This window comes from Kosakonia radicincitans DSM 16656, from assembly GCF_000280495.2.
GTDB lineage: Bacteria > Pseudomonadota > Gammaproteobacteria > Enterobacterales > Enterobacteriaceae > Kosakonia > Kosakonia radicincitans.
In genome coordinates this window covers 4017186-4029035 of the sequence record NZ_CP018016.1, presented here as the reverse complement: position 1 = coordinate 4029035, position 11850 = coordinate 4017186, and the positions used below count along the sequence as shown (strand labels likewise).

The 11850-nt window shown below is 52.2% G+C and carries 13 protein-coding genes; 4 read left to right on the top strand and 9 right to left on the bottom strand.

Translation table 11 applies throughout. From position 1 onward, the window contains the following. Positions 1-75 precede the first annotated feature (75 nt). Entirely contained in the window at positions 76-645 is a 570-nt protein-coding gene (gene pagP, locus Y71_RS19460) for a lipid IV(A) palmitoyltransferase PagP (RefSeq protein ID WP_090397292.1), read from the top strand. 189 nt (positions 646-834) lie between these two features. After that, positions 835-1044 carry a transcription antiterminator/RNA stability regulator CspE gene (gene cspE / locus Y71_RS19455; RefSeq protein ID WP_007373839.1) on the top strand — a complete coding sequence of 70 codons (210 nt, stop codon included), beginning with the start codon at positions 835-837 and terminating at the stop codon, positions 1042-1044. Between the two features lie 57 nt (positions 1045-1101). Here the strand turns inward: cspE and crcB are convergent, their stop codons facing one another. Further along, positions 1102-1485 carry a fluoride efflux transporter CrcB gene (gene crcB / locus Y71_RS19450; protein ID WP_007373840.1) on the bottom strand — a complete coding sequence of 128 codons (384 nt, stop codon included), beginning with the start codon at positions 1483-1485 and terminating at the stop codon, positions 1102-1104. Between the two features lie 88 nt (positions 1486-1573). Here crcB and Y71_RS19445 point away from each other — a divergent pair, with 88 nt between their 5' ends. After that, on the top strand, positions 1574-2362 hold the full coding sequence (locus Y71_RS19445) for a deaminated glutathione amidase (RefSeq protein ID WP_007373841.1): 789 nt from the start codon (positions 1574-1576) through the stop codon (positions 2360-2362). Positions 2363-2489: 127 nt separating this feature from the next. Continuing rightward, a complete protein-coding gene (gene tatE, locus Y71_RS19440; RefSeq protein WP_007373842.1) occupies positions 2490-2687 on the top strand; it encodes a twin-arginine translocase subunit TatE in 198 nt (65 codons plus the stop codon). 67 nt (positions 2688-2754) lie between these two features. Here tatE and lipA read toward each other — a convergent pair whose 3' ends face one another. From lipA to mrdA, 8 genes are all read right to left on the bottom strand, one after another. Then, positions 2755-3720 (bottom strand): lipoyl synthase, encoded by a 966-nt coding sequence (gene lipA, locus Y71_RS19435; protein WP_007373843.1) that lies wholly within the window; start codon positions 3718-3720, stop codon positions 2755-2757. 210 nt (positions 3721-3930) lie between these two features. Then, positions 3931-4884 (bottom strand): YbeF family transcriptional regulator, encoded by a 954-nt coding sequence (locus Y71_RS19430; RefSeq protein ID WP_007373844.1) that lies wholly within the window; start codon positions 4882-4884, stop codon positions 3931-3933. A gap of 303 nt (positions 4885-5187) precedes the next feature. Beyond that, positions 5188-5829, bottom strand: coding sequence for a lipoyl(octanoyl) transferase LipB (lipB, locus tag Y71_RS19425; RefSeq protein ID WP_007373846.1), 642 nt, complete (start codon positions 5827-5829; stop codon positions 5188-5190). Between the two features lie 85 nt (positions 5830-5914). Further along, positions 5915-6178: a DUF493 family protein YbeD gene (gene ybeD / locus Y71_RS19420; RefSeq protein ID WP_007373847.1), complete on the bottom strand. Its 264-nt coding sequence runs from the start codon at positions 6176-6178 to the stop codon at positions 5915-5917. Between the two features lie 104 nt (positions 6179-6282). Continuing rightward, complete coding sequence (gene dacA, locus Y71_RS19415; RefSeq protein ID WP_007373848.1) at positions 6283-7494, bottom strand: D-alanyl-D-alanine carboxypeptidase DacA; 1212 nt, start codon at positions 7492-7494, stop codon at positions 6283-6285. 138 nt (positions 7495-7632) lie between these two features. Then, positions 7633-8805: an endolytic peptidoglycan transglycosylase RlpA gene (rlpA, locus tag Y71_RS19410; protein ID WP_007373849.1), complete on the bottom strand. Its 1173-nt coding sequence runs from the start codon at positions 8803-8805 to the stop codon at positions 7633-7635. Positions 8806-8815: 10 nt separating this feature from the next. Beyond that, positions 8816-9928: a peptidoglycan glycosyltransferase MrdB gene (gene mrdB / locus Y71_RS19405; RefSeq protein ID WP_007373850.1), complete on the bottom strand. Its 1113-nt coding sequence runs from the start codon at positions 9926-9928 to the stop codon at positions 8816-8818. Positions 9929-9930: 2 nt separating this feature from the next. Next, positions 9931-11832, bottom strand: coding sequence for a peptidoglycan DD-transpeptidase MrdA (gene mrdA / locus Y71_RS19400; protein WP_007373851.1), 1902 nt, complete (start codon positions 11830-11832; stop codon positions 9931-9933). Positions 11833-11850: the final 18 nt, after the last annotated feature.

Genomic DNA, 11850 nt, shown 5'->3' with positions numbered 1-11850 from the left:
TCAGAATTAATCTGATTTCGTTAAGAGTTTATTCAGATATCCTGCTACAGACTATACGTCAATACGTAAAATGGAATGCATACGGTGTCTGTTAAAAATAAAATTTTCACACTCTTCGCTATATTTTGTCAGTTTTCGGTGGTTTCCCTGACGCACGCAGCCCAGCAGTCCTGGTTCTCCGATTTTACCGACAACGTAAAGCAAACCTGGCAAGCGCCAGAGCATTACGATCTCTATGTACCGGCTATTACCTGGCATGCGCGTTTTGCTTATGACAAGGAGAAAACCGACCGTTATAACGAACGCCCATGGGGCGCCGGATTTGGTCAGGATCGCTGGGATGAGAAAGGCAACTGGCACGGCTTGTACCTGATGGCCTTTAAAGATTCGTTTAACAAATGGGAACCGATTGGCGGCTATGGCTGGGAGAAAACCTGGCGACCACTGGCGGATGATAATTTTCGTCTCGGGCTCGGTTACACCGCAGGCGTGACTGCACGCGATAACTGGCATTACATTCCGATTCCGGTGCTGTTACCGCTGGCTTCAATTGGCTATGGGCCGGCAACATTCCAGATGACCTACATCCCAGGAACTTACAATAACGGAAACGTTTACTTCGCGTGGATGCGCTTTCAGTTCTGATTTGGCCAGCGGATGATGCTCTGCACAGTTCTTAAGCAGTACAAAAAATGCGGAATAAAGCGTCAAAGAACAAAACTTAGCGACATTTATCACTTTTTAGCGAATAACGACTGGACAAAGGTCGCCACAATTGATGTACTGATACCCGACACAGCATTTGTGTCGTTTTTTCATGTAAAGGTAATTTTGATGTCTAAGATTAAAGGTAACGTTAAGTGGTTTAATGAATCCAAAGGATTCGGTTTCATTACTCCGGAAGATGGCAGCAAAGACGTGTTCGTACACTTCTCTGCAATCCAGAGCAATGGTTTCAAAACTCTGGCTGAAGGTCAGCGCGTTGAGTTTGAAATCACTAACGGTGCCAAAGGCCCTTCTGCTGCAAACGTAATGCCTGTTTAATTCAGCTACGTAAGCAAGAATTCCAAAACCCGCTGATAAGGCGGGTTTTTTTTGCCTTCAGTTTGCATTAACGGCCGAAAAGAGCCAGAAAGCCAGCGCAGTCATCGCAAACGATCCCAGCAGGTTAACTGCTACGTTCAACAACGCCCAGCTGACACGACCTTCCTGCAACAAAAACACCACTTCAGCCGAAAAGGTGGAAAATGTCGTCAGCCCGCCACAGAAGCCGGTGGTAAGCAGCACTTTCCACACCGGATCGATATGTGTCATTCGATTGAACCACGCCAGCCCCATGCCAATAATAAAAGCGCCCATCAGGTTGGCGGTTAATGTGCCAAGGGGAATGATTTGATGCGCCGGGTTTAGCTTCATGCTGAGCATCCAGCGCGCAACGCTACCTGTACCGCCACCGATAAATACCGCTAAAAGAAGTTGTAACACCGTGAAATCCTGCTATTTGATTTGCTAGAGTGTTGAGTTTAGCGCCGCAGCCACTTTCTGGCTATGACGGCACAGCGGAGGGAAAACGATGATTGTTGCAGCTGGGCAGTTTGCCGTTACACCGGACTGGAAAACTAATGCATTAACTTGTGTCGAATTGATGGCGAAAGCGGCACAGCAACAGGCATCGCTGCTGGTGCTGCCAGAGGCGTTACTGGCCCGGGATGATGCAGACCCCCATCTTTCGGTAAAATCGGCGCAGAGGCTGGATGGTGGCTTCCTGCATTTGCTACTTGAAGAGAGTCGCCGGAACAGTATGACCACCATACTGACGGTGCATGTGCCTTCCTCGAAAGGACGGGCAGTCAATACGCTGGTGGCGTTATACCAGGGGGAAATCATTGCACAGTATGCAAAGCTCCATCTCTATGATGCATTTAGTATGCAGGAGTCTGCGCGGGTGGATGCAGGCAACATTCTGCCACCGCTGATTGAGATTGACGGAATGAAGGTCGGGTTGATGACCTGTTATGATTTGCGGTTTCCGGAACTGGCGCTGGCACTGGCGCTTGCTGGCGCACAACTGCTGGTTCTGCCTGCCGCATGGGTGCGAGGGCCGCTAAAAGAGCAGCACTGGGCGACATTACTGTCTGCGCGGGCGCTGGATACCACCTGTTACATGGTGGCCGCCGGGGAGTGTGGCAACAAGAATATTGGTCAGAGTCGAGTTATCGATCCGCAAGGCGTAACTATTGCTGCGGCAGCTGAAGCACCACAACTAATTTATGCGGATGTCACTGCAGACCGCGTGGCGCAAACGCGAGAGAAACTTCCTGTTTTACAGAACCGACGCTTTGCGCCGCCGCAACTCCTGTGATGTTTTTTTAAACAATGCTTGATTCATCTCGTTACAGATTGCTATTGTGTGCGCGCGTCGAATGACCGTTAATGAAGTCAGGTTATAATGACGTTTTATACAGCCTGTTTTACGAAAGAAGGTATCTATGGGTGAAATTAGTATTACCAAGCTGCTGGTCGTGGCCGCGTTGGTTGTTCTGCTGTTTGGAACTAAGAAGTTGCGTACGCTGGGCGGCGATCTGGGCGCGGCCATCAAAGGCTTCAAAAAAGCCATGAATGATGACGATGCTGCGAAGAAAGACGCTGACGAAGTGACAGCAGAAAAACTCACTCACAAAGAGTGAGCCGCCCCGACAGGCGAAAAAAAACCGGCGTAGAGGCCGGTTTTTTTGTCTGGAGTGTAAGCAGGTGTTACTTCACCTCAACGCCTTTTGCCTGCAGGTCCGCGTGATAGGAAGAGCGAACGAACGGGCCGCACGCCGCATGGGTAAATCCCATTGCCAGCGCTTCTTCTTTCATTTCGTCAAACTCGTCCGGGCTGACATAGCGCTGGACCGGCAGGTGATGGCGGCTAGGCTGTAAATACTGCCCCAGCGTCAGCATCGTCACTCCGTGGCGGCGCAGATCGCGCATCACGTCGATAATTTCAGCGTTCGTTTCGCCAAGCCCTACCATCAAACCTGATTTGGTTGGGATCTCCGGATGCGCTTCTTTAAAGCGCTCCAGCAGTTTCAGTGACCAGTTGTAATCCGCACCTGGACGTACCTGGCGATAGATACGTGGCACGTTCTCCAGGTTGTGGTTAAACACGTCCGGCGGCGTTGCGGTGAGGATATCCAGTGCGCGATCCATACGACCGCGGAAGTCCGGAACCAGCGTCTCAATTTTGATGGACGGACTTTTTTCACGGATTGCGGTGATGCAATCCGCGAAATGCTGTGCACCGCCGTCACGCAGATCGTCACGGTCAACAGAGGTGATAACCACATAACGCAGCGCCATATCGGCAATTGTCTGCGCCAGTTTTTGTGGTTCGTTAGCGTCAGGCGCCACCGGACGGCCGTGCGCCACATCGCAGAACGGGCAACGGCGTGTACAGATGGCGCCGAGGATCATAAAGGTGGCCGTTCCGTGGTTGAAACACTCAGCAAGGTTCGGGCACGATGCCTCTTCACACACAGAGTGCAGCCCATTTTTACGCATAGCTGCTTTGATCCCCTGGATACGGGAAGAGTCTGCCGGGAGTTTGATTTTCATCCATTCCGGTTTTCTCAACAGAGCTTCGCGCTCGGTTGCCACGTTTTTAACCGGGATAAGAGCCATTTTATCGGCATCGCGGTACTTAACACCGCGTTCCATCACAATGGGTTTACTCATAGCGTGCGTGTTCCAGTTGCGGATAACGAAGTAAGTATTTCAATTCAAGGAAATGTTGTATTTATCAACTATTTTTGAATTAACGTGCACGCAGTATACCATTATCGGCGAGTAGAAAGCAGCCTGACAGCGGGGCAATTTGTAAAATAGTTGTTGTTTTGTGCCAAACGCCCAGCAAGCGTTAGCACTTTCACCAGGGGTGAACGGGCGTTAAAAAGCCCGTCGGATAACATTGATGACATTCTCCAGCACTGGATCGCGCAAACTCAATTTATTGTAATACAGGGATATATCGAGCCGTTCGCTGCTAAGCGGCGGAAAATCGATTTCGACCAGCGGCCAGCAACCACTGAAGAGTTTGAACAAACGTGTTGGCATCAGGCCGAGCATATCGCTGTTGCCGATCAGTGCTGCAATAGTAAACATATTGTAACTGCTGAAACTCACCTGACGTTCCGGAAAGAGATCCTGTATACGCTGGCGTAGCCCGCTCAGATTTTGCCCTTCCAGCATCAGCAGCGTGTGCTCATACTTTTGCAAAACCTCTTCGTTGATCGGCCCATTCAGACAAGGATGCCCTTTACGACACACCAGCATCATCCGGTCGCTATACAACACGTGATGATTGAGCGTGCGCGAGCTAGCAATATGCGTATCAATAATCAAATCCGTCTGGAACTGGCTAAGCTGGCTTTCTGCGTCGTTTACCGGAATATTACGCATCATCAGATGCGGCGCGTTTTCTTTAATAGCCTGAAAGATAATCGGAATAACTAATGCGCCGATGGACGGCGGCGTGCCAATCGTAATGGTACGTTGTTTGTCGTAGCTACCGGTAAGATCCAACGCGCCGAGGATCGACTCCAGCCCCTGGCTGATATATTCATGTAAATGCGATGCATAGGCGGTCGGCGTAACGCCCTGGCCTTTACGAATAAAAAGCGGATCTGGAAATATTAAGCGCAGTTTCTGAATCGACTGGCTAATAGCTGAAGGCGTGAGGTTAAGCACTTTTGCCGCGTTAACGATCCCTTTATGAACATATACTGCCTCAAAAATCGTCAGTAAGTTGAGATCAATATTGCGCAGCGTCCGGAAGATTTGCGGCTTATCATCTTCAGGGCGCACGGTTATTCGCTTTTCCGGTTGGTTATTATTATCCACGCTTGTGCTCCATAATCATTCGCAATATGAATGATAGTTGAATTTGTTTTTTTAGTTGATTATTAATTTGAGTTAACATCCTGTCCTGCATCATCATTACGTAGATTTTTCACCGTGATGCGAACATTGCGCTCAAAATGGCTGGCCTGAAGCACGCATACGAAGCCCGGAATAGCACCGTAATGCATATTAGCCAGACAAGGCAGGTAGGTTGAAAATAGAGAATAAGGCATCTGTTGTAAAGCGCTAACATGCCAATTAAATAACGACCCGCACGAAATGCGGGCCAAAATACATGATATATTAAGCACCTATATATTGATGGGGTGGATTGTTTAGTAACGCTAAAAATTGCTGAACAAGAATTGGCCTTATTTTATCCACCTCAATATTTTCCGTCAGTTGGCTGACCTGCGTCATTTCCATCCCGGCATAGCCACACGGATTGATGCGCATAAACGGCGCCAGATCCATGTCGATATTTAATGCCAACCCATGAAATGAACAGCCTTTACGGATACGCAAACCCAGCGAACAGATCTTCTTCCCTTGTACATAAACGCCCGGCGCATCAGCACGCGCTTGCGCATTGATACCCTGCGTCGCCAGCGTGTTGATCACCGTATTTTCCAGCAACGTAACAAGCTCACGTACGCCAATTTTGCGGCGTTTCAGGTTGATAAGCACGTACATCACTTGCTGGCCTGGCCCGTGATAGGTCACCTGGCCGCCGCGATCGCTCTGGATCACCGGAATATCGCCGGGCGCCAGAACATGTTCAGCTTTACCGGCCTGGCCCTGAGTAAACACCGGGTAGTGCTCTACCAGCCAGATTTCATCGGGCGTTGTATCGTCGCGGGTATCGGTGAAGTCATGCATTTGTTGGGACACTGGCTCGTAATATTGCAGGCCCAGATTGCGGATAAGAATGGTGTCCTGAGACAAAACGGCATCTCCGGCGGAGAAAAGAGTGGGGGGAGTATATCACAGCGAAGACGTTACCCGAATGTTTCCGGGTAACGTCAAACGATTACAGAACCATACGCACAATTTCGATGTTGCCGAGTTCTTCGTACAACGTTTCAACCTGCTCAATATGGGTGGCAGTGATAGTGATGGATACCGAGTGGTAATTGCCTTTGCTGCTCGGTTTTACCTGCGGGGAGTAATCACCTGGCGCGTGGCGCTGTACCACTTCAACCACCAGATCAACCAGCTCTGGCTTCGCCAGACCCATCACTTTGTAAGTGAAGGGTGTCGGGAATTCAAGCAGTTCTTTGAGATTGGTTTTCATGTCAGCTCCGGCGTAAAAAATAATAACTCCTGCCGGATGAGCAGGAGTTTTTCTGAGATGCTAAGTATATGGGGACGGAAATCACACTTTCAAGTGTTCAATTTTTAACCAAACCAGTGATGGAACATCAATTTAATGTAATCAATGATTTTGCCGAAGAAATTGCCTTCCGGGATCTCCTGCAACACCACCAGCGGGCGTTGCTCGATGGTTTTGCCATCTAACTGGAAGTTAATGGAACCAACAACCTGATTTTTCTGCAGCGGCGCGTGCAGTTCGCTGGTGTTCAGCACATAGCTGGCTTTCAGATCTTTCATGCGGCCGCGTGGAATAGTCAGATAAACGTCTTTATCGACGCCTAACGATGCGCGATCGCTGTCGCCAAACCAGGCTGGCTCAGAAGCGAACTCTTTACCGGCTTTCAGCGGACTGACAGTTTCAAAGAAACGGAAGCCCCAGGTCAGCAGTTTTTTGCTTTCGGTCTCGCGGCCTTTAAAGGTACGACCGCCCATGACGGCAGAGATCAGGCGCATCTGGCCTTCTGTTGCCGAAGCCACCAGGTTATAACCCGCTTTGTCGGTATGGCCGGTTTTGATACCGTCTACGTTCAGGCTGTTATCCCACAGTAGACCATTACGGTTGGTCTGGCGGATGCCGTTAAAGGTAAACTCTTTTTCTTTATAGATGGCGTATTCGTTCGGTACGTCGCGGATTAATGCCTGGCCAATCAGCGCCATATCGCGTGCGGAGCTGTACTGACCATCAGCGTCCAGACCGTGAACCGTCTGGAAGTGGCTGTTCTGCAAACCGAGCGCATTCACATAGCTGTTCATCAGACCGACGAAAGCGTCCTGGCTGCCCGCAACATAATCGGCCATCGCCACACAGGCGTCGTTACCGGATTGCAGGTTGATACCGCGAATCAGCTGAGAAACCGGCACCTGCATGCCTGGTTTCAGGAACATCAGCGAAGAACCACGGAATACCGGGTTGCCGGTCGCCCATGCATCGTTACCAATAGTCACCAAATCGCTGTCTTTAAACTTGCCCGCTTTCATCGCCTGGCCGATGACATAGCTGGTCATCATTTTGGTCAGGCTCGCCGGGTCGCGGCGCGCATCGGCGTTCTGTTCCGCCAGCACTTTACCGGAGTTGTAATCGATCAGGATGTAAGATTCCGCATCAATCTGCGGAACGCCTGGGATCATGGTTTTGATATTCAGATCATCGGCATGGGCAGCGGTAAGAGATGCTGCGGTCAGCGCGGTGGTGAGCGCCAGGCGCTGCATAAAACGAACGGAAAAAGTGGTCTTCATGGTCGAACAACGACATCCGTGATGGAGTTAAAAAAAGTGCCTTACTATAGCAAAAGCTATATCGGCAGGCATCTGACTTTAAGCATGACTTTGTTAATGCTGCTTACACAAGCTGACAAAGTCAGATACCTTACCCAATTACTGCGCGCCAGTGATGAAAGACTGTAACTGTGCTTCATTTTGCAACCGCTGCTGCAATGCACTGGCGTCTGCTTTGGTGCTGAATGGCCCAAGCTGAACGCGCCATACCGCACCGTTCTGCGTCACGCGGCCCGGTACAGAGAACTGCTGCGCCAGGCGCTGCTGATACTGTTGCGCGCGAGCCTGATCGCTGACGGCGCCGACCTGCACCATATAACCGCTGCTGGCGGCGGCTGTTGCACTGCTGGCGGCGACAGAACTTTGCACGTGCCCCTGAACAGAACCAGGCGCAGTAACCGGCGAAGTGCGGGTTGCTGGCATCACGGTTTGCGTCACCGGCGTGGCGGTTTGCGCGACCGGCGTCGTGGTCGTGGTTGCGGCCGGTTGCGCTGTTTCACTGCCTTCCAGCACGCCGCTGGCGAGCGGTGTCGGTGCACCGAGGAATCCGCCGCTGCTTACCGGCGCGCCAGTAGCATTGTCGCTTTTTAGTGAATCGTTACTGATGGCCTGAACGTTGCCCTGCGGCTGTACAGGTTGCGGAGCAGAGGAGGCGCTGCCCAGACCGCCGCCGAGATCGGGACGTGCAGGCAGCACGTAGGTTTGCTGCGCGACTTTAGTACAGACAGTGCCTGGCCCGGAAAGTGAGCCATCCTGAGCGACGATAATCGGGTCGATACGCACTTTGGTATTATTCGATGTATTCAGGCGATCCGCTGCCGCGCGCGACAACGAGATCACTCGGTCGTTGCCAAACGGTCCACGATCGTTAATGCGGACCACAATCATGCGGCCGTTCGCCAGGTTGGTGATACGTGCGTAGCTTGGGATTGGCAGCGTCGGATGGGCTGCCGTCAGTTGCATAGGATCGAACACTTCGCCGGAGGCGGTCAGATTGCTGCCCGGCTCAGCATCATAAATGGCGGCTAAGCCAGCCTGGCTGAAACGGGAGGGATCCTGAACGATTTTGTAGCTCTTGCCGTCACGCTCATAATCCTGGTTTGCCGTGGCGTTCGGTGCTTCGTAATGAGGCTCCGCGCCGCTGATTTCAACGACAGGACCAGTACACACCGCAGGTTGAGGCGCTACGGTGGTCTGCTGCTGACCATCATTATTTGAACATGCCGCCAGTAACCCTGCTGCTATGCAGATCCCCAGCCATTGCTTACGCATTGCGCACCTCTTAAACGTTCTTAGACAACATTTTCCTGTGAGTATGGATCGACATAACGATACCAAACCCGGCCATGAGCACGATCAGGGCTGATCCCCCGTAACTGATCAGTGGCAACGGTACGCCGACCACCGGCAGTATGCCACTCACCATACCAATATTTACGAATACATAAACGAACAAAATCAACATCAAACCGCCAGCCATGACGCGGCCAAAGGTGGTTTGTGCCCGCGCGGCAATCCATAACCCGCGCATAATCAGCAGCACATACAACGCCAGCAAAATCAGAATCCCGATCAGCCCCAGCTCTTCCGCCAGCACGGCGAAAATAAAGTCGGTGTGGCGTTCAGGCAGGAATTCCAGCTGCGACTGCGTACCGTGCAGCCAGCCTTTGCCGCTCAGGCCGCCGGAGCCGATAGCAATTTTCGACTGAATAATATGGTAGCCTGCGCCGAGCGGATCGGTTTCCGGATCGAGCAACATCATCACGCGCTGGCGTTGATAATCATGCATCAGGAAGAACCACAGCACCGGAATAAACGCCGCAACCAGTACCGCTGCAATAGCGATCAGCCGCCAGCTCAGGCCGGAGAGGAACAGGACAAACAGTCCCGATAGCACCACCAGAATCGAGGTACCCAGATCCGGCTGTGCTGCCACCAGCAGCGTTGGCAGAAAGATCAGCGCCAGCGCGATAGCGGTATTTTTCAGCGAAGGCGGGCAAACGTCGCGGTTAATAAAGCGCGCCACCATCAGCGGCACGGCGATTTTAGCGATCTCGGAAGGCTGGAAACGTACAACGCCGAGATCGAGCCAGCGCTGCGCGCCTTTGGATATCGCGCCGAAAGCATCCACCGCTACCAGCAGGATAATGCAGAAAATGTAGAGATAGGGCGCCCAGCCTTCATAGACGCGCGGCGGCACCTGCGCCAACACCACCATGATAATCAGCCCCATAGCGATCTGGCCGATTTTACGTTCGGTCATGCCAATGTCCTGGCCGCTGGCGCTCCAGATCACGATCGCGCTGTAAAACAGCAATGCGAGGATAATTAGCATCATCGTGGGATCGATATGGATTTTGTCCCAGAACGATTTTTTGTTCGGATTATCCGTCATGATTATTGGTCCTCCGCCGCTGCCGTTGAGGGGTTTTCCGCCGGCAAATCGGTGTTGTTATCGCCAAGCATAATGTGGTCGAGGATCTGGCGCATAATGGTCCCGACTGCCGGTCCTGCACCGCCGTTTTCCAGAATCATCGCGACGGCGACCTGCGGATTATCATACGGTGCAAACGCAGTCATCAGTTTATGGTCACGCAGCCGCTCAGCGATCCGGTGCGCGTTATAGGTTTCATTCGCTTTCAGGCCAAAGACCTGCGCAGTACCGGACTTCGCTGCAACTTTATACGGTGCATCGGCAAAGTATTTGTGGCCGGTCCCATTCGGGCGGTTCGCCACACCGTACATCCCGTCTTTCGCGATCTCCCAGTAGCCGGAGTGAATATCGCCGACCGGCGGTTCGACAGGCTGTTTCCACGGCACCTGTTGGCCGTTTTCCACCGTGCTCATCAGCAGGTGTGGCACTTTGACGATACCGTCGTTAATCAGGATCATCATCGCTTTATTCATTTGCAATGGTGTTGCCGTCCAGTAGCCCTGGCCAATCCCTACCGGGATGGTGTCACCCTGATACCAGGGCTTCTTAAAGCGTTTCAGTTTCCACTCGCGCGTCGGCATGTTACCGGAGCGCTCTTCCGACAGATCGACGCCGGTATAGTGGCCGTAACCAAATTTACCCATCCACTCCGACAGGCGATCGATTCCCATGTCATAAGCGACCTGGTAGAAGAAGGTATCGGCGGATTCTTCCAGCGCTTTGGTGACGTTCAGATGACCGTGGCCCCATTTTTTCCAGTCGCGGTAGCGTTTTTCAGAACCCGGCAACTGCCACCAGCCGGGATCGAACAGGCTGGTATTGCGGGTGATCGCACCGGCGCTGAGGGCGGAAACCGCTACATACGGTTTCACCGTTGACGCCGGAGGGTAAACCCCCTGCGTGGCGCGGTTGATCAGCGGTGTGTTCGGGTCATTAAGCAGCGACGAATAATCTTTGCTGGAGATACCATCGACAAACAGATTGGGATCGTAGCTCGGCATCGACACCAGCGCGAGAATGCTGCCGTTGCGCGGATCGGTGACAACCACCGCGGCGCGGCTGCCAGCGAGCAGCGTTTCGATGTACTGCTGTAATTTCAAATCCAGCGTCAGGTAGATATCGTGCCCGGCCTGCGGCGGCACTTCTTTAAGCTGGCGGATCACGCGGCCGCGGTTGTTAACTTCAACCTCTTCATAACCGGTCTGGCCGTGCAGAACATCTTCGTAATAGCGCTCAATCCCCAGCTTACCGATATCGTGCGTGGCGGCATAGTTGGCCAGTTTGCCCTCTTTATCCAGCCGATCGACGTCTTTATCGTTAATTTTCGAGACGTAGCCGATAACATGAGTCAGGGCGGAGCCGTAAGGATAGAAGCGGCGTTTGTAGCCTTTCACTTCCACACCGGGAAAGCGGTACTGGTTAACGGCAAAGCGCGCCACCTGAACTTCGGTCAGGTTAGTTTTTACCGGAATTGACGTGAAGCGGTGCGAACGCGAGCGCTCTTTTTTGAAGTTGGCAATATCGTCATCGGTCAGATCTACCACGTCGCGCAGGGCATCCAGCGTTTGCTGCACGTTATCGACCTTCTCCGGCATCATTTCGACCTGGTAAATGGTGCGATTAAGTGCCAGCGGCGTGCCGTTGCGATCGTAAATAATGCCGCGGCTTGGCGCGATGGGAACCAGTTTGATGCGGTTTTCGTTAGAACGGGTCTGGTAGTCCGCAAAACGGACGATTTGCAGGTTATAAAGATTAGCGATCAGCACGCCGGTAAGCAGCAAAATCCCCGTAAAGGCGACCACCGCCCGGCGTACAAACAGCGCGGACTCAGCCGTATAGTCGCGAAAAGAATTCTGTAATTTCATCCGCTGCTTAATCTACCT